21 protein-coding genes are annotated in these 21,968 nt (G+C 46.6%); 14 read left to right on the forward strand and 7 right to left on the reverse strand.

Annotated elements, in window-relative coordinates:
• The 5 genes from H141_RS19930 to H141_RS0106755 form a co-directional block, all read left to right on the forward strand.
• A partial coding sequence (locus H141_RS19930) for an IS3 family transposase (protein ID WP_019675488.1) occupies positions 1-248 on the forward strand: 248 nt, incomplete at its 5' end.
• A gap of 104 nt (positions 249-352) precedes the next feature.
• Positions 353-916, forward strand: coding sequence for an Lcl C-terminal domain-containing protein (locus H141_RS19935; RefSeq protein ID WP_019675489.1), 564 nt, complete (start codon positions 353-355; stop codon positions 914-916).
• 426 nt (positions 917-1,342) lie between these two features.
• A complete protein-coding gene (locus H141_RS0106750) occupies positions 1,343-2,077 on the forward strand; it encodes a hypothetical protein (RefSeq protein ID WP_019675490.1) in 735 nt (244 codons plus the stop codon).
• Between the two features lie 94 nt (positions 2,078-2,171).
• Positions 2,172-2,828 (forward strand): Fe(II)-2OG oxygenase family protein, encoded by a 657-nt coding sequence (locus tag H141_RS21410; protein ID WP_157610798.1) that lies wholly within the window; start codon positions 2,172-2,174, stop codon positions 2,826-2,828.
• 2 nt (positions 2,829-2,830) lie between these two features.
• Complete coding sequence (locus H141_RS0106755; RefSeq protein ID WP_019675491.1) at positions 2,831-3,787, forward strand: hypothetical protein; 957 nt, start codon at positions 2,831-2,833, stop codon at positions 3,785-3,787.
• A 131-nt stretch (positions 3,788-3,918) separates the two neighbouring features.
• Here H141_RS0106755 and H141_RS0106760 read toward each other — a convergent pair whose 3' ends face one another.
• Together H141_RS0106760 and H141_RS0106765 are read right to left on the reverse strand one after the other, a co-directional pair.
• A complete protein-coding gene (locus H141_RS0106760) occupies positions 3,919-4,158 on the reverse strand; it encodes a hypothetical protein (RefSeq protein ID WP_019675492.1) in 240 nt (79 codons plus the stop codon).
• Positions 4,159-4,274: 116 nt separating this feature from the next.
• The gene (locus H141_RS0106765; RefSeq protein ID WP_019675493.1) at positions 4,275-5,330 is read right to left on the reverse strand and encodes a hypothetical protein; all 1,056 of its coding nucleotides are present in this window, start codon (positions 5,328-5,330) and stop codon (positions 4,275-4,277) included.
• Between the two features lie 219 nt (positions 5,331-5,549).
• On the opposite strand from H141_RS0106765, the gene H141_RS0106770 reads away from it, so the two are divergent.
• From H141_RS0106770 to lepB, 3 genes are read left to right on the forward strand one after another with little or no spacing between them, the layout of a single operon-like run.
• Positions 5,550-5,753, forward strand: coding sequence for a hypothetical protein (locus H141_RS0106770; RefSeq protein ID WP_019675494.1), 204 nt, complete (start codon positions 5,550-5,552; stop codon positions 5,751-5,753).
• A gap of 17 nt (positions 5,754-5,770) precedes the next feature.
• The gene (locus tag H141_RS0106775) at positions 5,771-6,220 is read left to right on the forward strand and encodes an SRPBCC family protein (RefSeq protein ID WP_019675495.1); all 450 of its coding nucleotides are present in this window, start codon (positions 5,771-5,773) and stop codon (positions 6,218-6,220) included.
• Positions 6,221-6,275: 55 nt separating this feature from the next.
• Positions 6,276-6,947, forward strand: a complete 672-nt coding sequence (gene lepB, locus H141_RS0106780; protein WP_019675496.1) for a signal peptidase I — start codon at positions 6,276-6,278, stop codon at positions 6,945-6,947.
• A gap of 88 nt (positions 6,948-7,035) precedes the next feature.
• On the opposite strand, the gene H141_RS0106785 is transcribed toward lepB, so the two are convergent.
• Complete coding sequence (locus H141_RS0106785) at positions 7,036-8,688, reverse strand: tetratricopeptide repeat-containing response regulator (RefSeq protein WP_019675497.1); 1,653 nt, start codon at positions 8,686-8,688, stop codon at positions 7,036-7,038.
• Between the two features lie 240 nt (positions 8,689-8,928).
• Between H141_RS0106785 and H141_RS0106790 the strand changes: the two genes are divergently transcribed.
• On the forward strand, positions 8,929-9,240 hold the full coding sequence (locus tag H141_RS0106790) for a DUF6482 family protein (RefSeq protein ID WP_019675498.1): 312 nt from the start codon (positions 8,929-8,931) through the stop codon (positions 9,238-9,240).
• 12 nt (positions 9,241-9,252) lie between these two features.
• On the opposite strand, the gene H141_RS0106795 is transcribed toward H141_RS0106790, so the two are convergent.
• From H141_RS0106795 to wecA, 3 genes are read right to left on the reverse strand one after another with little or no spacing between them, the layout of a single operon-like run.
• Positions 9,253-10,425 carry a polysaccharide pyruvyl transferase family protein gene (locus tag H141_RS0106795; RefSeq protein WP_019675499.1) on the reverse strand — a complete coding sequence of 391 codons (1,173 nt, stop codon included), beginning with the start codon at positions 10,423-10,425 and terminating at the stop codon, positions 9,253-9,255.
• 11 nt (positions 10,426-10,436) lie between these two features.
• Positions 10,437-11,750 (reverse strand): flippase, encoded by a 1,314-nt coding sequence (locus H141_RS0106800; RefSeq protein ID WP_026349284.1) that lies wholly within the window; start codon positions 11,748-11,750, stop codon positions 10,437-10,439.
• Positions 11,751-11,781: 31 nt separating this feature from the next.
• A complete protein-coding gene (gene wecA / locus H141_RS0106805; protein ID WP_019675501.1) occupies positions 11,782-12,852 on the reverse strand; it encodes a UDP-N-acetylglucosamine--undecaprenyl-phosphate N-acetylglucosaminephosphotransferase in 1,071 nt (356 codons plus the stop codon).
• 155 nt (positions 12,853-13,007) lie between these two features.
• Here wecA and H141_RS0106810 point away from each other — a divergent pair, with 155 nt between their 5' ends.
• From H141_RS0106810 to H141_RS0106830, 5 genes are read left to right on the forward strand one after another with little or no spacing between them, the layout of a single operon-like run.
• Entirely contained in the window at positions 13,008-14,084 is a 1,077-nt protein-coding gene (locus H141_RS0106810) for a glycosyltransferase family 4 protein (protein WP_240473105.1), read from the forward strand.
• 3 nt (positions 14,085-14,087) lie between these two features.
• Positions 14,088-14,828 carry a WecB/TagA/CpsF family glycosyltransferase gene (locus H141_RS0106815; RefSeq protein WP_019675503.1) on the forward strand — a complete coding sequence of 247 codons (741 nt, stop codon included), beginning with the start codon at positions 14,088-14,090 and terminating at the stop codon, positions 14,826-14,828.
• Positions 14,829-14,841: 13 nt separating this feature from the next.
• Positions 14,842-15,744, forward strand: coding sequence for a glycosyltransferase (locus H141_RS0106820; RefSeq protein ID WP_019675504.1), 903 nt, complete (start codon positions 14,842-14,844; stop codon positions 15,742-15,744).
• On the forward strand, positions 15,744-17,108 hold the full coding sequence (locus H141_RS19940; RefSeq protein WP_019675505.1) for an O-antigen ligase family protein: 1,365 nt from the start codon (positions 15,744-15,746) through the stop codon (positions 17,106-17,108). The genes H141_RS0106820 and H141_RS19940 overlap by 1 nt, the downstream gene beginning before the upstream one ends.
• Positions 17,092-17,790, forward strand: coding sequence for a YdcF family protein (locus H141_RS0106830; protein ID WP_019675506.1), 699 nt, complete (start codon positions 17,092-17,094; stop codon positions 17,788-17,790). Before H141_RS19940 ends, H141_RS0106830 begins: the two co-directional genes overlap by 17 nt.
• Here H141_RS0106830 and H141_RS0106835 read toward each other — a convergent pair.
• Positions 17,759-21,910: an EAL domain-containing protein gene (locus H141_RS0106835; RefSeq protein WP_019675507.1), complete on the reverse strand. Its 4,152-nt coding sequence runs from the start codon at positions 21,908-21,910 to the stop codon at positions 17,759-17,761. The genes H141_RS0106830 and H141_RS0106835 overlap by 32 nt on opposite strands.
• Between the last annotated feature and the right edge of the window lie 58 nt (positions 21,911-21,968).

Raw genomic sequence — 21,968 nt, forward strand, 5'->3', positions numbered from 1 at the left:
ACTTGATTAAAAAGCACCAGTTGGTGCAAAGCATGAGCCGCAAAGGTAACTGCTGGGACAATGCCTGCGCGGAAAGCTTCTTCCACTCATTGAAAGTTGAAGCAATCCAGGACGAGCCGATAATGGATAGGGAAACAATGCGACAGCACGTTTTTGAATACATTGAGGTTGATTACAACAAGACCAGAAGGCATAGTGCTCTTGGCTATCTCAGCCCAGAGAATTTTGAATTGAAGAACAGTGCTTAGTGAAGTGTCCACTGTTGCTGGTACAGATCAAAGTTTCCGAGAGCCATCATCTAGTATAGAACCAGTAATTGCCTGAGTTATTTTAGTTTAAAAAGGAGTTTTGTATGCTTGTTAATAGGATCGGGAAAATCATGAAGCTGGGCGCGTTAACCCTCCTATTAAGCTCCTGCCATTCTGCGACGCAGTCTAAACAGTTTACTCCTGTGCCTTATTTCGATAATGGTGATGGTACGGTAACAGATATCCAAACCAACCTTACCTGGCAACGTTGCAGTGTTGGCCAGCTTTGGACAGAGGAAACCTGCATCGGCGAGCCGACTTTCTTTACTTGGGATGATGCCATGCAGCAGGCTAAAGACGGCTGGCGGCTACCAACGGTCGATGAGCTGGATACGCTGGTATTATGCAGTAACGGCCAACGCACACCCTCTGTCCGTCCCAATGGAAAGTTCGCTCGCGAAACAAATGGAAAGTGCCCAGGCTCCAATCCCCTGCCGACGATTAACCGGTGGGCTTTTCCAAATACGCCTACAATTTGGTATTGGTCATCGTCGTCGTACGCTGAAGATAGTGGTGTCGCATGGGTCGTCGGTTTCGGCAATGGCAATGTTTACAACAATAGTAAGTTTAACGACTACCATGTACGCTTGGTAAGCACCGGACATTGATTGGTGGGGGCGCGCCTAGGCCATTAGGCGATGGTGAGCGTTGCTAATTTAACAAGGTAAAGCAAACTTTATTTTAAATAAATGATGTTGATTGTACGTCCGCTTCACGCTCACAGCGGTTCTGACTGCTGGCTGCCAAAATCGGACATTAATTGTACATAATTATTAGCCGCTATGTGATGTCCGAGAAAACCTCAGACAGTGATTTTAATACTACTTTATGTTTAGTAGCCTCTTACCCCCCCGCATTTGTCTCAAACTAATGTATCTGTTGTACCTGTAACTTATTGTAAGTTTTAGAAATGGGGGGTATTGTTCAACACATTAAATTTGCAAAAACGGATCAATAAATACTTAATTACGGAACGGCTCAGCGAATACGCTTCAACTTCTAATGAGTTCGTCCTCTGTTGAGGTAAGGATAAAATGAAAAATTACAATGGACAGTTGATTCTTGACTTAAAGCGCAGGATTGAAGAAGACTTCACTTCAAGTAATTGGGAAGAGATTGGGCTTCTCACTGATTGTTCACATCTAATTTCCGGACATTCTAGGCTTTTGCGCAGTTTGCATTTTGGAGACGAAGACTATGGCGGAAATATCATAAGTGTTCTCAGAGCGATGCACGATCATAATCCCAATGCTCTTACTTCGGTTGAAGAGTTTTTGGATAAATGGTATCCAGACCAGAATATTACTTATATTTCTGCAAAGCCTTCTGAGAAAAAAATTACGTTTTCACCAAGTGTTTTTACAATACCTGATGGCGAAATAGAGGAAGATTTAGTTGCCGTAATGATGCCATTTGCAGGTTTCGATAATGTATATGACTCGATTAAAAATGCCTGTGCGTCTGCTGGCTATAGATGCTTAAGGGCCGATGATATCTGGGACAGTTCATCCATTATTCAGGACATTTTTAGCTTAATCTTTAGAGCAAAAATTGTTGTCGTTGACTTTTCTGGCAAAAATCCAAACGTAATGTACGAAACAGGTATAGCTCATACCTTGGGTAAGGTAGTAGTCCCTTTAGCACAAGTTATTCAGGATATCCCATCTGACATGGTTCATCACCGGGCGTTAATCTACCTTAAAAATGGTGAAGGCTTGAATTCCTTGGAAAAGGCGCTTGAGAATAAACTTCGATCAATCAGTGATTAACAAGGCCTGTCAGCAACTTTCTCGTTGGTCACACATAGCTATATTACTATCTGGGCATACAGCCCCTGATATTGATTGAGGTTAGGATATTCACTTGAAAGACGACATCTTTTCTAAGTTATTTAATGGATATGAATCGGAGCAGTTTGCTGATGAGACAAAATGGAAGCTTTTTCCACGTAGCTGCGGGCGAAATGAACTAAATGTTAAGCATCTTGTGAGGTTAATGCAACCTACGAAGTTACTTTTCCATCGTTTGAGTCCTACTACTAAAGATGCCGCAAGAACTAATACATTATCATCTCGCTTTGGTCTTGGGGAGTTTCCATTACACACCGATTTTGCCAGTGTAACAGTACCGCCAAAATATATCTTATTGGTTGCGCCTCGCCCACGCGACACCGAGACACTTTTATTTGATGCACGTCGATTAATCGAACAGTATGGTCATGATTATCTTTCGAGGTGTTTATTTCTCCTACATGGGACTACTCCTCGCTACTGCCGAATGCTAACTTTAAAAGATGGTCGTCTGTGTTTCCGTTATAACAAAGTAGTGATGACGCCACAGAACCCTGAGGCTCAGGAGGTAGCCAATTACATTAATTCTGGAGGTTTACCTTTATGCCGAATAAACTGGCATCAGCATCGAGTTGCGTTAATCGATAACTGGGGTACGTTTCATTCTCGTAGCACTTACAAAGACCCCGATAGGATTGGATTATATAGATTCGCCATTTGGAAGGAATAAAAATGACTTGGACTGCTGAAAGCTATTATGCAAAAGCTTATGTTTACTGGACGAAGGCTACATCTAGGGACCGAGCAAACGAGGACTTCCTATTGAACGTAGCCTTTGCAGTAGAGTTTGTTGCCCGTGGAACTATTTGTCATGTCAATCCCGCGCTAAATGCTGCCACGGATTTAGAGAGTATCCTTTTCGCGTGTGGGCAAGAACCCAGAGCACCTATAAAAACGATTGATTTCTTCGATGTCATCAAGCGACTGCAAAGGTTGGTCCCAGATTTAACAGAAATTGAACTTCAAAAGGTAAGAACGCTTATTGATATCCGAAATGGAGAGCTTCATGGCGATAAGACTGGAATGAATCAGATCAACCCAGACAGTATTATGCCGAGCATCTATTCATTCTTCGTTAAGGCCGCAAAGTTTGCCGATCAGAGTCTAGCTGCACTGTTAGGGCCTGAGGATGCACAGCTTGCCCAACAAACGGCCAACGCCATAACTAAAGATCGCACAACACGAGTTAGAGACCTTATAAAAGTATGTAAGGATCGTTTTTTCTCCCTGACTAATGAACAACAGAGTCAGATGAGAGAGTCCTCAAAGACACAAGTGATATCCGCAGTCTTAGCTAGCGGTCATCATCTTATATATGTCAAATGTCCAGCGTGTGCACAAACTGGACAACTTGTCGCCACACCAGTAGGCAGAAGTGCTCCAATTCTGAGGGGAGATGAGCTTGTTCAAGAGGTTAGGGTTATCCCTATGCAGTTCACCTGTAAATGCTGCAACCTTGATATAAAAGGATTGGACGAACTTATGGCCGCTGGATTTTCTCATGAGTACCGTTCATTTGATGACGTCGATCCTCTAGAACACTTTAATATAAACCCTCATGATTATGTTGATCCAGAAGAGATTGCGCGTGAGTATCATCGAGATATGTACGAGTATCAAGATGAGTAAAGATAAGTGAGTTGGCGGCAAGCCAGCAAACACCGTTGGATTGTAATACTCGAAATGTGAACTTTAACAAAATTAATGTCCAGACCAATGTCCGCAATTCGCTCATAGCGGACTAAGGCTTTGAAAGTTTCCTAGCTGAAAATAAAGTCAACAATTACAGTGCTAATCATCAGGTAAACAGATAGAAATACCCATGCCGCCAGCCACCAGTCTTTGCGGCTGGCGTATTTCTTAACTTCTACCGGATTTAAAAACGGATCTCGGGAGTTATTAAAACCGCAAATAGGCAGAAATATCGCCCAGGCGTACCACATTACCCGCCAGCCTGGGCCGTCCCACTTACTAATTGTATCTTTCTGCGCGGCCCTCATCTTTCGCTCTATTGGCCGCATGCTGAACATTGCAAAAACCAGCCAGGAAATCACAGATGAAACCAACATTAGCCCGAAAAGATTACTTAGCAGTGAAAACTCAATTTCGTTCTCTGTCACAACCGGGTTCTCGTAATTTGATCATATCGCTTACCAAAAAAGTCTTGTGCTGATTCATCAGCATGCTTCGATAAATTATAACCGGCATATAGACCAGCCCCTATTAAGCAGACCCAGCCTACTGGCCCCAGAATAAGCTTAATGCCTATGCCAACTGCGAGTTTACCAACACCAATACCGGTTAATACGGATGCAGTTAGTCCTGCACTTTGAACCACAAATTCTCTGGTACCATCGCCGCCATTTGCACTTACGCCTTTAACTCTATTTGCCCGGAAACCAATATCTACAAGGATAGCGCCATTACCCAGAATACGGCTATATCGCGCGTAGTTATTCAGGGCGACAACTTGCTGTGAGGTGCTGACCTGCAAGGTATTGGCGGTGCGCTGGCTACCCGCTGAATTACCATGCATATTGCGGCCACTTTTGGCGACATTAATACTGCGATCAACATTCGCTAAGGTTGTTTTAGTGCTGCTGGCTTTGTTAAGTGCTGCATAGCGCTTTAACTGGGCCTGGAAGCGCATAATCAGATCTGCATGCGCCGCACGAACTGCCGCCTCTTTGGCAGCAATTAGCGGGTTATGGGCGCCTCTGGCACGTGCGCCGCTAACAGCGCTTTTGGCCTGACTGGCTTGATGTAAATCTTCCAGCGCAACCTGATATTTTATTAATGCCTTTTGCAAAGCACTGCTTTGCTCACCTGCTAAGCTGATTGCAGCCGCGGCAGCTGGTAAACCATGTAGCTCAATCCGCTCCATTACTGGTTTAATATGTTCATCAACGGTTTGCGCAATGGGTAAGGTGTATTCTTCATAATGAGAATAGGTTTGGGCAATACGCTGCTGCGCGGCGAGAGGCATGGCCGACATATGCCCGGAAATAAAGGTATCGTTTGGGCCGCAAGAGGTTAAATAAGGTTTGCCCGGAACCAGCATATCCATAGTACTGGTGCGGTTAAACTCATTAAAGCGGGCCAGTAAGTCGGGATCTGACGCAAAAATGTCACTGGCGCGCTGCGCCCGGGTTGCAATATAAAACTCGGCCATATCAATATCCTTATTTTCAGCTTTACGCGGAATTTTAGGCAAAGTATTTCAATTCATCAATAAATATTAACTGTTAATAAACTAATTAATCACAATTCGCATTTTTAGTAATGAGATATACCAGTAAGATTGACGCCCAAAGTGCCACATAGACTATTGTATTGGCTTTCAATTGAAAGTAACGTCAGAGTTAATTTGCAAAGCAAAACAGACACTATAATGAAATCTCATCTATTAAAATACGTCGGCTGGATAAGCGATTTTTTCCTGGCAGCTATGACGATTGCTTACCTGGTTTTTATCTTTTTGGCACGGGAGCAGTTTAACACCGTGCAGTTAATCATTTTTTTCGGCCTGGGGTTAATTGCTGTTGTTGTTCTGGCTCGGGCCATATTTAAGCAAATTGCCAGTTTAACCCGCTGAAAAGCGAAGGAGGACATATGCGCAAGGTTAAACAAATAAACTTCAGTACTGTGATTAACGCGCCAATAGAGTTGGTATGGCAGCGGATGTTTGATGATACCGGTTTTCGGATCTGGACGGCGGCCTTTTGCGAAGGTTCATACTATGAGGGTAAGTGGCAGCAGGGCGATCCAATGCGGTTTTTGTCGCCGTCTGGTGATGGCATGGTGGCCACCATTGCTGAGCTGGAACCGCTTAAGTTTGTCTCGATTAAACACCTGGGCTTTGTGGTTGGCGGTAAAGATGACTTAAGCAGTGAGCAGGTTAGCAGCTGGGCGCCGGCCTTTGAAAATTACTATTTTAAAACGCTGCCAGAGGGCACTGAAGTAAAAGTAGAGCAGGAAATTGACCCTTCGTATGATGAGTTTATGTCACGCTGCTGGCCTGTAGCACTACAAAAACTGAAAGCCTTATGTGAGCAGGCCTGAACTTGGTCGCAGGCTTTTGGTCATACTGGGCGTTACGTAATCAACAAGGGAAGTTATGAATAAACTTAAACAACTGTGGCGCGATAACCGCGGCCTTATCGTTTTTATCAGTTTGATGTTTGTGTTTCGAAGTGCGGTAGCAGATTGGAATGACGTACCGACCGGCTCGATGCAGCCCACCATTGAAATTGGTGACCGGATTTTAGTTAATAAAATGGCTTACGACTTACGCCTGCCGTTTAGCACATTGTCAATGCTGAAATTGGCTGACCCGAAGCGCGGCGATATTGTGATCTTTGCCTCAGAAGCCGCCGATAACCGCCTAGTGAAAAGAGTTGTTGGTATGCCGGGCGATGTGGTGGCCATGCAACATAATGTGCTGAGTATTAATGGCGAACGATTGGCGTACACCGAGTCAGATCCGGCAACTGAAGCCGCGGAATCAGAGCCTGGCAACGAAGTACTGTTAACCGAGCAACTGGGTGGTATCCGTCATGCCGTTAAGTTAGCACCGCTATCGAGTGGTTTGGCTAACTTTGCCCCGGTGCGGGTGCCTGAAGGGCATTATCTGGTACTGGGCGATAATCGCGACAACAGCGCCGACTCGCGGGTAATTGGCTTTGTGCCGCGCCACGAAATTGTTGGCCGTGCTGGCAAGGTGTTGTTCTCTCTGGATTATGATAACTACTACCTGCCACGGCGCGAACGCTTTTTAGCCTCTCTATAATATTTCAGATTACCTGACATAGCCGCCGTGCGGCTGTGTTGCATTTTTTCTTGCCGGGCTGAAACGGACAATCACCACTCTTTTGGAGCTAACTATTTGCTTTAGGTCGCGGGGTTCGCACCACAAGCTGCGGATAATGCTCACACAGTATCGCGACATAGTGCTGAAATTTAACCTTGCTCGACTTCTCAAGCACACAAGCTTTAAGCAACTTAATCGCTTGCTTGCAGTAACGCAGATATTTGACCGGCAGCTTGTCACATTTACTGGCCGTTTGCAGAATATTCAGGGCGATGATGGTATTTGTTGGCATATGATCAAAGGTTTCACAAAACAGGCTTACGGCCTGAATAAAAAAGCCATTTTCGTAGGCTTCGGCTGCTTCAGCGCTAATCTGTTTAATGGTTGCTTTTAACTCCTCATGCCTGATTTTTTCCATCTTCAGCATAATTTTCTGGGTTTCAGTCAGATAATCATCGTTGACCAGATAACTGGCCAGTTTATCAATATAAAACTGACTGCTGTGAATATCTCCCAGTTCAAAATAGGCTTTGGCAGCATCCATGCAACTGTCGATGGTCATTTTCTCTGCTTTGTCGGCGACACCATTGTCCAGTAATGGCTGGCGGGCTTCGATTAACAGGCCTTTTGCTGCCAGGATCCGACTGCGCACCACATTAATGGCTTTTTGCCAGTCTGTGTCGGCGAAACGTTTAATGACACTATCCAGTAACTGACTGGCATTTTGCAGAATAACGGTGCGCTCCAGCGGGTTTTTGCTGTAAGCAACATCTATTAAACTGCGGGCATGATTCAGGTAATTCTCAGCAGTATCTTCAACAGAATAACGGGCTGCGGCCAGCAACTTACCATTAATACGGGCCGCGGTTTCCTTGTCACCAATGATAACATTCAGGTTACTAAGCGTGCGTTGCCGCCTGATATTTTTCGGTGACAATAATACTGCCTGATATAAGGTTTGCTGCGCAGCCTCATAACGGCCATATTTGACCATCAGATGCGACAACCAGTCGAGCGCTTCTACCTTAGTAATATCATACTGCGTTAAATCAGCCAGTTGCAGCTCAGTATCATCCCAACGCTCAAGATAAAACGCAGCAATAGCGGCGCCCAGCCTGGCCCAGGGCAGGGCTTTGTCCGTTAACACACTTTTATAGAAACGCTCGGCTTGCTGATACTGGCCGGTTTTAAGCAGTAATTCACCTTTAATCCGCAAAGCCTGAAAAGTGAATTCGGGTTTGTTACGCACCACGCTGTCGCATTCTCTAATGGCATCAGTGAAGTTGTGTTCAAACAAATTCAAATAGACTTTTCTCAAAGCAATTTTTTGCTTAACGGACCGGATTAACCGCTCGTTTAATATAGGAAAGGTAAAGGGCTTTAAAATGTAATCATCGGGTTGTAATTCAATAACGCCATGCACCAGCTGGCGTTGGCTTTCGGCGCTGATCATAATAAAGCAGCATAGTGGTGGCATCAGTGCCTGCTGCTTCAGGGTTTCAAATAACTGATAGCCGTCTTTGCCTTCGCCAAGGTTAAAGTCGCAAAGTATAAAATCGTAAGGAATATTATGGCAGCGGCTTAGCGCATCGTTGGCATCGCGACTTAAGTGAATGGCCTCAAAACCAATTGTTTGCAACATTGCTTTGACTGAAGCACGCACGGGTGCACTGTCTTCAATAACAAGAACCTGCTTACAACGAAAAAAACTGGCATCCATGGTAGCACTCAGTGGCGGCGTGTTATCGCAAAAGGCGAAAAATTTTTCTGATAGTAGCGTTATTTAAAGGCACAGGTAAAGTAATGAATGTAATGAGAGCTGCGTGGCTTGGTTCTGCTGGCAATGGCTTAACAGCAGAAAAAATAATCTGATTTTTATCCTGCTACGTAACGTAAATGGTTAACTGCTGACATGCATTAATAACAACTGGTAAATAACCAATAACAACGGAGCGTTGCCATGCATTACCATCGCGTTGCCCACCTGAACCGGCAGGATGTGCGGATTGATGAAATCGCTATCCATTCCTTTGAAATGGGAGTGTATCTGGTTGAGGTAGTATTCGACAGCCGCAAAGGTTTTATCGTTGACGATAGCAACCGGCCCCAGCAATTTCATAGTGTCGAAGAAGTAAAACAGGCTTTGACAGAGTGCGTGGTGCGCCAGGCATTTCTGGTACACCAGTCAGCTTACGACGAAATGTGCGGCGGCCCGGAAAAAGTGGACAACACCCTAAACGTAGCCATCCATTTCAGCCGCACTGGTGATTAAACACTTGACCCGCTAATCGCGGCTTACCGTGGGAAGGTGTTGCTGTAATTGCTGCCACATCTGCTGATTGCGCTGCTTTAACTGAGCAGCCCGCTCGGCCAGCTGGGGCAGAATGTCGGCTTTGGTTGCCAGCAGCAGATCAATTCGCAGGCACAGGCTGTCAGCGGTAAGCTCCTCGACACAAAAATCGGCCATGGCGAAGTCGCTCATCATGGCATGGTATTTATGACTCCAGCTGGTGGCAATGCAAGGCACTCCCTGGCTTAAGGCGTTTACGGCACCATGAAAACGTGAGCTGATAACCAGTTCGGCACCACCAATAAAAGCTTTTACCGCCAGCGGGTCTTCAATTTGCACTAAACCGCAAGGTGATAATTTGGCAATTTCAGCGCACAGTTCAGCGTCTTCCCGCCCTTCGTGATTTACCAGCACCACCTGATAGCCCAGCACGGTAAGTTTATCCGCTGCTGCGGCGAAAGCGCCGACATAGCCCGCCCGCATAGTTTCGGCATCGGCGTGGTTATACTTTGATACTACTTTAGAATTCGGAATAAGGGCAGCGTAAGGCGTGGCGATATCGGGTACCTCATGGTTAGCCTGAGGGGTTAGCCCTACGGTAAAATCTGGGGTAAGTACCACGCTTGCTGGCAGCGGGCTGACACAGCTTTGCAAATGGCTCAGCGACACAGGGTCGCGGACAAAGATAAGCCTGGCATGCTGAATAATGTCCCGCATAGCCGCTTTACTTTGCTCGCTGGCAAAAGGTCCAAATGCTTGCGGCATAAAGATAAAGGGTTTACCGGCTGCATTAAAACGTTTTACTTCCCTGGCAGTATTTTGCAAAAACTGCAGCGGCCACTGGTCGCCATAAGCAAAGCCGCTGGCTTCCAATACAATGTCTACATCGCGCTCGGTAACCATCCCGTAGCGCTTAAACAACCGTTGAATGCTTCCGGGTAACTTACCAATCAGGCCGGTTAAATCAATGCCTTTGCGCCGGAACGCCAGTTTTTGCCAGGCGCCAAGCCTGGCCCGTTCCGGGTAAGGTAAATTAGGCCCGGGCGATAAAACTAACTGATAATCCGGCAGGCTTTTTAAACCATCAAGACAGGCCAGTAACATCAGGTAAGCGCCTTTATTCCGGAATTGCACACCTTTAATTTCGATAAATGGTGGTTTGTTCATGTAAAACCCTTTCAGTGGCGGCCGGCTCCGCGCGCGGTAATAAGTTGCCATAGTTGCGCGCGGGTGCTGGCGAAAATAAATAAGAAGAAAAAGGAAGCGAAGGCATAAGACACCAGGGTTGCCCAGGCTGCACCAACAATCCCCATAGTAGGAATTAGCCACAGGTTAAGACCAACATTCAGCAGGGCGCCAATACCATGGCTGAGCAATGACAATGGCTCCTGCTCGGTAATGACCAGATGCTGACTGATCAGATAGCGGATAAAGATAAAGCAACCGGCCCAGATATGAATACGCAGCACTTCAACTGCCGCGCTGAAATCTTCCCCGAACAATAAGCCAATCAGCCAGGGTGCGGCAACAGTCATTAGCACCGCGATACTGAGCGCTGCACTGAAAAATAGCAGGGCAAACCGGCGCAACTTTAAGTAATAGGGGGTTAAACCCTGTTGATAGGCTTTTAACATATCAGGGTAGTAGCGGGTCGCTAAAGTGGCCGGGAATACATACCATAGCTCCGATAACCTGCTGGCAGCGGCATAGATACCTGCCTGCTCAGTGCCGGCTATCGCACCCAGCATCACTATGTCAATTTTCAGGTAAATGACTGTGACAATTCCCGACAGCCATAGCCAACTGGACCGCTTTAGTAACGATGTTATCTGTGCCTTATTAAACCAGCGGGGATGGTATGGTGGCCAGCGGGTTTCCCCCGGCATAAAGGGTTGCTGTTTATAGCGGAACAGCAGGTATTGGCCAGTAGCTACCAGTAAAAATTCGATGCCGGTTATCAGGAGTAAACTGGCAATGCCAAAGCCGCTGTATAGTAAGGCCAGTTTGGCGCCAAAGCTGACCAGGGTTATGGCGGTTTTCAGATAGGCGGTGCTGCGAAACGTTCCCTGATAGTTCAGATAAAATTCAAACAGCAAAAAGCCAAAAAAACTTTGCAGTAAAAACAGCACCGGAATGGCAATACCGGTATTGCCGCTGAGTATATCGGGGTAGAGCAGATAAAAGCCCAGCAGCATCAGGCTACCACCGAGCAAACCCAGCGCCAGCCTGACGCTGACTGCACTGTATAGCAGGGTCATCGCTTGCTGCCCAGTTTGCTGCTGAACCATCCGCCGGATCACATTATTGTTCAGGCCCATGCTGGTTAACGGTACTAAAAATGCGCTCCAGGCCATAACGATGGAATAGATACCCAGCTCGCTGGCACCTAATACTCTGGCCACAAAAATAGTTAGTATGGCCGCAGCCAGCAGCTTAACCAGGCGGTCGCCCAGCATCGCGGTTGCTCTGGCAACTAATAGTTTCTTTAGCATAGAGTGCTCATTGAGGAACGATTAACTGACATTATGATTTTCGCCGGTTGGCTAAGTTGTGACGTAGCGCAGAGATAATTCGCCAGATATTTTGCAGCAGGCCAATATACACCGCAAACACCAGGATAAACAGCAATAGCATCGCCACTTCCGGTACCAGCAAATACTCGCCAATAATGCCAACACAGGCAAAAACAGAGGCCAGGGCAGTGATCAAAATCAGTGACTCGCCTGAGTTAAGACCGAGCCGTAATGAAATATGATGCAGATGTTCACGGTCTGCCTGGAAGGGCGACTGACCTTTTAAGATCCGTCGCAACATGATGGCAACCATATCCATTAAAGGAATGGCAATTAACCAAAGTGCGGTAACGGGCCGGAAACTGGCTGTTTCACTTTGGGTGCTAATCAGTAACAGCCAGATCACTGACAGACCAATTAACATACTGCCGGCATCACCCATAAAAATTTTTTTATTTTTAAGCCAACCCAGGTTAAAGGCCAGATAGGGCACCAGGGCTGCAATAAATACCAGTGGTAACAACGCCTGTTCTGCCTGGCCCCACAGCAGCATAAAGACCGCGATGCTGCCAAAACTGACCATACTGAGCAGGCCGGCCAAACCATCAATACCATCGGTCATATTAAAGGCATTAATGGCGGCAATTACCGCAATCAGCGTAAAAGGAATGCCAAGAATACCTAACTCTACTGCACCAAAACCAAAAATATTACCCAGATTATTAATATGTAAATCGAGGCTGTAAATCATGGCCAGGCCGACAATAAGCTGCACAGCCAGGCGAATTTTGACACTTAAATCCAGGGCATCATCAAAAGCGCCAAGAATAACAATAAGCGCCGCACAGGCCAGATAATAGCCCAGCATCACATCTGATGAGATATGATTACCAAGTACCAGTAACAGCGTCAGATATATTGCCAGGCCGCCAATTAACGGCACGGCACCACTGTGCTGTTTACGACCCTGCGGAATGTCCAGCAAACCAAGTTTTGGCGCTAACGGCCTTAACAGCAAGATAGCAAGCAAGCTGGCTATTGTTGCCAACAATACGCTGTAAGTTGATTCAGGTATCGGCATACTCATTCCGTATCTACTTTATTCAGCCTGTCGTCAGCTGCTATCGGCTTATAATCTGGTTTAATACATACTTAACTGGTTAGTTGCAGCTAATTAGCTATAAACTAAGTGTTTTTAATAGCCATTGCGCTTATTGTAGTCAGGAATACTGGCTTTTGGATAGCACAACTTTGAATAGCAAACTCAGGGTGTTAATTATCACCAATATGGGGCCGAAACCGACGGCACCGTTTCAGGGCTTGTTTGTCCGCCAGCAGGTTGATGCGCTTACCGGACTTAAGCCTGGTTACCATTTTATGCGTTGGCATACTGACTCAAGGCTGAACCGGCTATTAAAATATCCGGTATTTTTTGCTGACTTTATTTGGCGTTTTCTGTTTAGCCGGCATAAGTACATGATACTGCATGTACATTTCTTTTATCCGACTATCTGGCTGGCACTACTGTACAAGGCGCTGCGCAACCCCGCGGCAAAAATTATTGTTACCTGCCATGGCAGTGATATTTATAAATATCAGCCGCCCGGCTTCTGGTATCGCTGGTGTGCCGCTAAGGTACAGCATTGGATTTTTACCAGTAACGCTCTGAAAAACCGCTTTAGTCTGGATTGCCCGCAAAGCACGGTACTGTCAGCCGGTATTGCCGATAGCTTTGCTACGGTGTCGCAACTTGATATCAGCGCTAAAACAATAGATTTACTTTATGTCGGCAGCCTTGACCATAACAAGGGTATTGACCGCCTGATTGCATTATTACCTTTTTTAGCGGGTAAGAAAGTGGTTATCGCGGGCGCTGGCCCTATGCTCAAGCTGTTAGCTGAGGCCGCAGAGCCATACCCTGATGTCAGGATCCGTGGCCCGCAAACAGCCAGCGAGCTTGCTGGTTTATATCAGCAAGCCCGTTGTTTTATCAGCTTATCGCGCAATGAATCGTTCGGCCTGGTGATGGCCGAAGCAATGGCATGTTATACCCCGGTAGTGGCCACCTTCACTGATGGTGCCGCGGCGCAGCTGCGAAGTGGAACAAATGGCTTTCTGGTGGCACAAAACAGTCAACAAACACCGCTGAATGAACAGTTGCTTATTGCTGATTTACAACGTGCATTAACCAGAGTGTGGCAATTGTCACCAGCGCACTATCAGCAGATGCAGTTGGCAGCAAGAGCGTGGGCAGAGCAATGTTTAGTCAGCGACGTTGCCGCTAAACTAATTAATCTTTATCAGGACATCTGATTTATGCCAGAAGCAACCCAAACCAAAATGCCAGAGCAGGTAACAGTTGGTGTAATAGACGTCGCCGCTTTTAAAAATATGGCTGCGCTACTTGAGTATATTGTCCCGGCGAAAGGCCCGGTATTTGCCGGCTCTGCTATCGCCGTTAATCCTGAAAAAGTGTTGGCGGCCAGCCGTAACCCACAGTTACGCGAGGTTATTGAGGCTGCCGATATTCGGTACGCTGATGGCATCGGTGTGGTTAAGGCCATGCGCCGGCGCTTAGGCCGGCATGTAGAGCGGATCCCAGGCTGTGAGTTATGGCAGGAACTTATGCTACGGGCGGCGCGTTTTCAGGTACCGGTATTTATTATTGGGGCTAAGCCAGAGGTGCTGGCGCAAACCCGCGATAAGCTTAGCGCCGCAGGTACTAAGCTGGTAGGGGCGGTAGATGGTTATTTCAGTGACGAAGCAGCGCTGATAGCCCAAATTAAACAAACTGAGCCGCGGATTATCAGCGTTGCCATGGGCTCGCCCAGACAGGAGTTATTGATCCAGCGGCTGCGTCAGGCTCACCCCAGTTGTTTTTATATGGGAGTAGGAGGCACTTACGACGTTTACACCGGGAATGTGAAACGCGCGCCGGCACTGTGGTGTAAACTGAATCTGGAATGGGCATACCGGCTGCTATTGCAGCCAAGCAGGATTGCTCGTCAACTCGGCTTATTGCGCTATTTGTGGTGGTACTGGACTGGCAAGGTGTAACAGGATGACAAGCATGAATTCACAACAAAACTGGCCGTTAATCAGCGTATATATGCCAACATTTAACCGGGTGGCCATGGCTACCCGGGCCATTGATTCAGTGCTGGCGCAGGATTATCCCAACCTTGAATTACTGGTGGTCGATGACTCGTCTACGGATGATACCTGGCCCAGCCTTACCAATAAATACGTTAATGATGAGCGGGTACGCTTTTTCCGCCAGCCTGAAGGCAAGGGCGCCTGTGCTGCCCGTAACCGGGCGATTAGCGAAGCGAAGGGCGAATTTGTTACCGGCATTGATGATGACGATGAGTTTTTACCTCAGCGCCTGAGCAGTTTATACCAGGCATACGATCCTCAGTACAGCTGCGTTTGCTCGGGTTATATCTGGGATTATGGCAGCTTCCGGAAAACCTTATTTGCGGTAGATGAAGTGGTGACGTTAAGCAGCTTACTCGATTTGCACTCGTTATCGAATCAGGCTTTGGTGCAGCGTGATAGGATGCTGCAGCTGCAAGGGTTCGATGAAAGCCTGGCCGCTTTTCAGGACTACGATATGTGGGTAAGGGTAGTGGCAGCATTCGGGCCCGCCCGGCGGATAAGCAATGCCAGTTATAAGGTAAATGTTGGCCATGAACTGGGCCGGATCACCAACTCGCCCAAACGACTGGATGCCCATAAACAGTTTGTTGCCAAACACCGGCCTTTGATGAGTGAGCGCAACTTGCAAAATCAGATGTTTTACCGGCTGATGATGGAAAAACAGCCGCTGGGTTTGCTGGAGTTACTGGGGCAGTGCCGCTATGGCTTACAGAAATTAAAATGGCGCTATTATCTGAAACAAAAAATGGCCTGGTTAAGTAATTTACGGATCCGACTGTTTAGTAAAGGCCTGGCGGGGTTATTTAAAAAATAATGTTGTCAGCGCTATTACCCAACTCAATTTCTGCCGGTCTGGTACCCAAACTGACTTCTGTCAGCTGGCCCGCTTTTCTGCTGTTTTATCTGGCGCCGTGGTTTTTGCTTATCGACAGTATTAGTGGTGGCCTGCAACAGGCGCCGCTGGTATTGCCATGGTCTTTATTGTTTAAAGCATTGTTGCTCAGTCTGCTGCTGTGGCAACTGGTGCTCTGGCGTTGTAAAAGCCTGCTGCTATTGCTTGGCATACTGCTGTTGGGGCTCGGCGGGCCAGCTTACAGCCATCTGACTATCCCGGCCCTTAGCGGGCGTGGAGCGGCTGGTTTTATTGGCAGTGAATTGCCATTGCTATTAAAAACGTTGGCGCCGCTGCTGGCGTTCAGCTTTTTCCTGCAGTTTTGCCGGCGTTACCCCGATGCTTTTCTGATAATGACCGATCGGCTGATGCTGCTCAGTTACGCTGTTATTTTACTTAACCTGGCGTTAGGGTTGCTTGGTTTTGGTTACACGGCTTATCAGCCAATGGACAATGTTGACCAGCCTTTTTTAGGGGTAAAAGGCTTTTTTTATTCGACTAACGAGCTGGCAGTGGTGTTGCTGGTCGTCAGCGGCTGGTTATTGTGGCGCTGTTGGCCAGAGCATAAAGCCCGCTATTTGCTGCTTAGCCTGTTAACTATTGGCAGTGCATTGTTGCTGCTGACCAAAACCGGCTTGCTGGGTAGCTTGCTGCTGGTAGCCTTAATACCATTACTGTCGGCCAGGCCAGGCTTTTACCGCCAATACTACAGGCAACTGTTAGTTTGCCTGCTACTGGCGCTGACTGCTCTGCTACTATTTGTCTGGTACGCTGAGCCACTGTTACGGGCAGCCGGTTTGTACGATAAACTGGCTTATGCTTATCAGCAACGCGGTGTGCTGGGAATTCTGTTGTCATCCAGAGACTTATATTTAAGCGTTATCTGGCAGCAAACTGAACAGCATTATCAGCTGATCCACCGGGTGTTCGGGGTAGGTGTTGCCGGGGTCAGTGTCCTGCTGAAAAAATACTTTATTGAAATTGACCTGTTCGATTTAATGGTATTTTATGGCCTGGCCGGTGTGCTTATTTTCAGCCTGACGTTTGGCCGGTTTTTTTACACCAGTTTTGCGCAGTTAACAGTGCATCCGCTGGCAGCAACTGTGTTATTTATTAACGTATTACTGCTGGGTGTGGCGATGCTGGCAGGGCATGTAATGACATCTGGCATGCTGTGGTTGCCATGGGCTTTACTTAATGCTGCGGTGTTTAATCAACGACTAACCATTTCTGCGATCGCTGGGAGAGCAGAAGTGCCGCGGGGGCCTGATGAAAGATCTGCTTGAACCTTTTTTGTATCCACAAAATATTTTTCTGTATGGCTTGTTAGTTGCCTGTATTGTTTACCGGAAAAAAGGTTTGTGGTTGTTGTTACTGGGCTTTTATCTGGCAGGCAATACTTATTTTGCTAATATGGTTCGCAGCCATTATGCTGCGCAAATTAGCGGTAGCAGTTTACCACAAAGCAATAGTATCTATGTTGTGCTGGGGTGTGGTGGTTCGGCCGAGGCGTTGCCTGCCTGTGCCAGGGCGAGGCTGGACCGGCTTGGACAAAGCCTGGGTGGACAGACTGCGCCGGTTATTATCACTACCCGCTATTGTCAGCCGTATCAGGATTACCTGTTAAGCCAGCAGCTGCAGCCGCTGGTTATTGATTGCTTTGATGCTGGTGATAACACTTACCAGGAGTTCAACAGTTTAAGCGAGCGCCTGAATCAGCGGCAACGGTTGCAGGTTATTACCAGTGATTTTCATGGATGGCGGGTGATTAACTTAATCAACTATCACCAGCTAAACGCTGGACTGAGCACTGTCAGTAGCCAGACATTCCGGCCTCTTAATTGTGGCTGGAATTGCATGGTTACGGTTAATCTCAGTAACTACGATTTGTACAGTAAACTGATTGCCGAATACGCCAGTTATCTGGTCTGGCGGGTTAGCGCAAAGACTGCAATATGGCAGCAATAGTTTGCCCGGCATCCTTCAGGTACTCCCGAAGTTGTTCGACTGGGATAGGCTTGGCGAATAAATATCCCTGAATAAGCTGGCAGTCACGCTGTTGCAGATAGCTTAGTTGCTCGGGGGTTTCTACGCCTTCAGCAATACACTGCAGCGACAGGTTATCAGCCAGAGTCAGGATCGTATCTAAAATGGCATGAGGTTTAGTTGGTATTAAATCGCGGATAAAACGCCGGTCAATTTTTATCAAATCGATCGGAAATTCCTGCAGGTAGGTAAGTGACGAGTAACCGGTGCCGAAATCGTCCAGATAGAGGCTAAATCCTGCAGCTTTTAACTGATGCATGGTAGCGATCGCCAATTTACGGTTAGTCATAATGGCACTTTCAGTAATTTCCAGTTTAATCCAGGGCAACAATGCCGGATGCTCAACCAGTAAGGCTTGCAAGTTGCTGGCTAAGTTAGCTGAGCATAACTGTACTGCCGATAAATTAACCGATAATTCAAGCTGATAGCCGTTGCTATGCAGTTGTTGCAAATCGGTCAGCGCCTGACGCAACGACTGCCAGGTAAGCTGATCAATTAATCCTAACTGTTCGGCCAGTAAGATAAACTGATCAGGCGGTACCATCTTGCCATTGTTGTTCCATCGCAATAGCAGTTCAATACTAGTCACTTTAGTCGTGTTGATGTTTACAACCGGCTGATAGTAATTTTGCAGCTGCTGAGCAGCGAGTGCTTGCTTAAACTGATGCTCCAGGGTCAGGTTATGCAGCGCCAGTTGCTGCATGGTAGCCTGATACAGTAAATAAGGCTGGTGGCTCTGGGTTTTGGCATGATACATGGCAATATCTGCCTGTTTTAACAGCTCTGCAGCGGTGCTGCTATCGGCCGGATAACGACTGACGCCGATACTGCAACTGATACTAAGTAATTCGTTATCTAATGTTAAAGGTTGTTCCAGTTGCTGCAGTACCTGTTGTAGTAATCCGGCCAGTTGCTCAGCCTGCTGCAAGCTCAGTACCAGCACAAATTCATCGCTACCGAGGTGGGCCAGAATATCAGTTGGCCGTTGCACATTTTTTAAGCGGCTGGCTATAACCTGTAATACCTGGTCGCCTTTTTCATGGCCGAGGGAATCGTTTATCTGTTTAAACCGGTTCAGGTCAATAAAACATACTGCAACAATGGCTTGCGCCTGCAAGGCATCCGTTAACAAGGTTAACAGCAGTTTGCGGTTTGGCAGGCCTGTTAAACTGTCGTGGTGGGTTAACTGCGTCAGTGCCTGCTCTGTTAACTTACGAGCGGTGATATTAGTATAAATGCCGGTAATTTGCTTGGCGCAGCTTATACCGGGCTGTGTAACCTTACCAACATCTTTAAACCATAGCCAATTGCCTTGTCGATCTTTAATCCTGTAAATCAGGTCAAATTGCTCTGTTTCCTGTTGTAACAGTTCCAGCCAACTGCGCTGAAAATCATTGCGATCGTCCGGATGGATCAGCTCAACATACTCTCTGAACACAATACCGTTATCTGGTTGCTTGACGCCAAGCAGGGCCAGACGGGCCTGATGAAATATGCAATCGTTTTCGGCCTGCCACTGCCAGATATTGCTGTCAGCAGTATCAAGAGCCAGCATCAAGCGTTGTTCAGACTGCTGCAGCTGCTGGTTGTGATTCAACAACAACTGACGTTGTTGCTGGCGGCGGTAGAACCAGTAACTAATAGCAGACAGTAGCAGCAGGAAATAAAAACTCTTAGCAAGGCTATTGAGCCAGGGCGCTGCTTTTACCACAATTTCAACATATGCTGGTGTAGTATATTTTTCTTTTAACGGGTCGAAAGCTGTGACTGTTAACAAATGCCGACCTGCTTTTAACTGTGGTAGCAATAAAGTCGGTTGATAGCTGGTAAAAGCCGGGATAGCTGATGGGCCGGTAAGCTCAAAACGATACCGAGTTTGATTTTGTTGCTTATAACTAAAGGTAGATAAGTAAATTTGTAGGCCATAGTCCTGATGATCAAGCTCAACATGTGCTTTTTTAAGCGGTTGCAACAAGTCGGGGAGCTTTCTGGACATCAAACTCAGATGACTTACCGCAAGTTCTCTTACTTTATTTTGGCGATGGGTAAACTGGATTGGATCGAACAGGGTTACACCTTTTATAGAGCCAAATGCTAATTTGCCATTTGGCAGAGTCGCGTGCACCATGCCATTGAATTCATTTGCTACCAAGCCATCGAGGACTGTAAATTGTCTGAAGTTATCGGCCTCGATATTGTAACGCCATAAGCCACGGTGGCTGCTCAACCACAAATATCCCAAGCGGTCGGCCTGCATAGCGTACAAAGAGTAAGCCGGTAACTCGTCGCTGAATTTTTGCTGTTTTATTTCTAATGTCTCGCGGTCTAGTTCTACCAGGGCTTGCTGGTAAAATAGCAACCATAAGCTGTCGCCAAGTACTACCATACTTTCAAGATAGCTGGATTCTCGTTGCATGCCTTCAGGCAGCTTATACAGTAATTGCAGTTGAGTTGTTTCAAAATTATAACGCCAGATTGCCGCATCAAAGCTGATAATCAGAGCGTTGCTGTGTTGGGGATCGATGGAGTAAATACTGCTGTAATTAACATTTTTTGCGGCGTCATTCAGCACAGAGAGGGGGGTTAACTCAGCACCATCCGCACTGATTCTAAAAAAGCCATTGTCGTTTTGTAAAAATAAATTACCCAGTTTATCTGCCGCCATGCTGTAAGGAAGCTTAGCTAATTGCACGGCAACCTCGGGGCTTTTAACATATTCTTCCAACAGAGTTTGACCGTTAAATAGCCGGATGTTTTCATCTGTCATTAACCAGATCCGGTTTTCGTTGCCAGGCAGAATATGATTTATGGCTGCGTTGTAACCAACAACATCAGGATCGAGATTAACCAGATAGCGACTAACTTGCTTGGTAGACAACTCAATGCGGTTTAAACCATTCTGACTGCCCGCCCACAGCACATCATTGTCACTTAGCAGGCTGAGGATAATTGGGTGGCTAAGTTGCTGTTGAATACCAATGTTGGTGAAGCGTTGTTGTCGAGGTTGCCAATAGTAAGCACCGTCACCACGTATTGCCAGCCAGAAATTACCATATTCATCTTGAGCAAAATCGTAAACGGTGTCGTCATAATGTGGCTGAGGGGTTTGTGAGGGTTGAAATAAGGTGTTTATGGTTGAGTCATCTGCCAAATGCACTAAGCCTTTGCTGCTTGCCAACATTAAGCCGCCTTGTGGAGCGGGCCTTATCAACCAGAAAGTTGCATCGTCTATCATTTTCTCACTGACAACCTTCAACGGGGGATCTTTAAACGGTTGGTCGAGTTGTTCTACCGGAATCCTGTGTAATCCGGCCCTTGTACCGACATAGAGAAAGTGTTGGTCAATGTATAACGATATATTTTCACGCTGCTTAGCAGAGCTATTGCCCGTTAAAAAATGGATTTGTTGGTATTGGCCACTGGCTAAATCCAGCCGCCAGAGTTGCTCACTACTGGCAATATAAATATGGTTGCCAACTTGTAATATGTCCCAGATAAAATGCGTATAAATGTCATCACTTGGCAAGGTAAACACGCTGACAAGTTGCTCGTTCCTGAGCTGAAAGACAGTGTTTAAGTTAGCATAAATCATGTTCCCTGATTTATCTTGCCTGATAACATAGATCATCTGGCTGTACTTATCTGACAAACTTTCGTCAATTTGTTGCAATGTGGTAATGCTATTGTCGTACAAATCAAGCTGCAACAAACCATGGCTGGCAGAGGCCACTTGCATAATGCCGGGCCGGACAAACATAAAATCTTCAATTGAAGTGGTTTCTGATAATAAACCAAAGCGAACAGGGTTAACCCGATAGCCATCATAGCTGTCGAGACCATCTTCGTTAGCAAGCCAGAGTTTGTTATGCTGATCTAACGCCAGTTTGAATACATTGCCCTGGCTTAAATCATTGTCGGGGGAGAGGCGAAACACGTGTTGGACAGGTGCAGGTAACACTGATTTTGGGCGAGTTTCAGCAACAGCCAAGCCTTTAAGACTTAGCAGCAATACTGCAACTAAACAAAAAATCTGTCTGAACATCTTTTCTCTTTTTAACAAGACAATGACTGCTAAATACTGTCTGAATAGCGTTACGCTA

It is taken from the genome of Arsukibacterium perlucidum DSM 18276 (assembly GCF_000382165.1).
Lineage (GTDB): Bacteria > Pseudomonadota > Gammaproteobacteria > Enterobacterales > Alteromonadaceae > Alishewanella > Alishewanella perlucidum.

Excerpts from the sequence above, each read along its gene's own strand:
- H141_RS19935 (WP_019675489.1), top strand. The coding sequence starts at position 353 with ATGCTTGTTAATAGGATCGGGAAAATCATGAAGCTGGGCGCGTTAACC.
- H141_RS0106750 (WP_019675490.1), top strand. The coding sequence starts at position 1,343 with ATGAAAAATTACAATGGACAGTTGATTCTTGACTTAAAGCGCAGGATT.
- H141_RS0106755 (WP_019675491.1), top strand. The coding sequence starts at position 2,831 with ATGACTTGGACTGCTGAAAGCTATTATGCAAAAGCTTATGTTTACTGG.
- H141_RS0106760 (WP_019675492.1), bottom strand. The coding sequence starts at position 4,158 with ATGAGGGCCGCGCAGAAAGATACAATTAGTAAGTGGGACGGCCCAGGC.
- H141_RS0106765 (WP_019675493.1), bottom strand. The coding sequence starts at position 5,330 with ATGGCCGAGTTTTATATTGCAACCCGGGCGCAGCGCGCCAGTGACATT.
- H141_RS0106770 (WP_019675494.1), top strand. The coding sequence starts at position 5,550 with ATGAAATCTCATCTATTAAAATACGTCGGCTGGATAAGCGATTTTTTC.
- H141_RS0106775 (WP_019675495.1), top strand. The coding sequence starts at position 5,771 with ATGCGCAAGGTTAAACAAATAAACTTCAGTACTGTGATTAACGCGCCA.
- lepB (WP_019675496.1), top strand. The coding sequence starts at position 6,276 with ATGAATAAACTTAAACAACTGTGGCGCGATAACCGCGGCCTTATCGTT.
- H141_RS0106785 (WP_019675497.1), bottom strand. The coding sequence starts at position 8,688 with ATGGATGCCAGTTTTTTTCGTTGTAAGCAGGTTCTTGTTATTGAAGAC.
- H141_RS0106790 (WP_019675498.1), top strand. The coding sequence starts at position 8,929 with ATGCATTACCATCGCGTTGCCCACCTGAACCGGCAGGATGTGCGGATT.
- H141_RS0106795 (WP_019675499.1), bottom strand. The coding sequence starts at position 10,425 with ATGAACAAACCACCATTTATCGAAATTAAAGGTGTGCAATTCCGGAAT.
- H141_RS0106800 (WP_026349284.1), bottom strand. The coding sequence starts at position 11,750 with ATGCTAAAGAAACTATTAGTTGCCAGAGCAACCGCGATGCTGGGCGAC.
- wecA (WP_019675501.1), bottom strand. The coding sequence starts at position 12,852 with ATGCCGATACCTGAATCAACTTACAGCGTATTGTTGGCAACAATAGCC.
- H141_RS0106815 (WP_019675503.1), top strand. The coding sequence starts at position 14,088 with ATGCCAGAAGCAACCCAAACCAAAATGCCAGAGCAGGTAACAGTTGGT.
- H141_RS0106820 (WP_019675504.1), top strand. The coding sequence starts at position 14,842 with ATGAATTCACAACAAAACTGGCCGTTAATCAGCGTATATATGCCAACA.
- H141_RS19940 (WP_019675505.1), top strand. The coding sequence starts at position 15,744 with ATGTTGTCAGCGCTATTACCCAACTCAATTTCTGCCGGTCTGGTACCC.
- H141_RS0106830 (WP_019675506.1), top strand. The coding sequence starts at position 17,092 with ATGAAAGATCTGCTTGAACCTTTTTTGTATCCACAAAATATTTTTCTG.
- H141_RS0106835 (WP_019675507.1), bottom strand. The coding sequence starts at position 21,910 with ATGTTCAGACAGATTTTTTGTTTAGTTGCAGTATTGCTGCTAAGTCTT.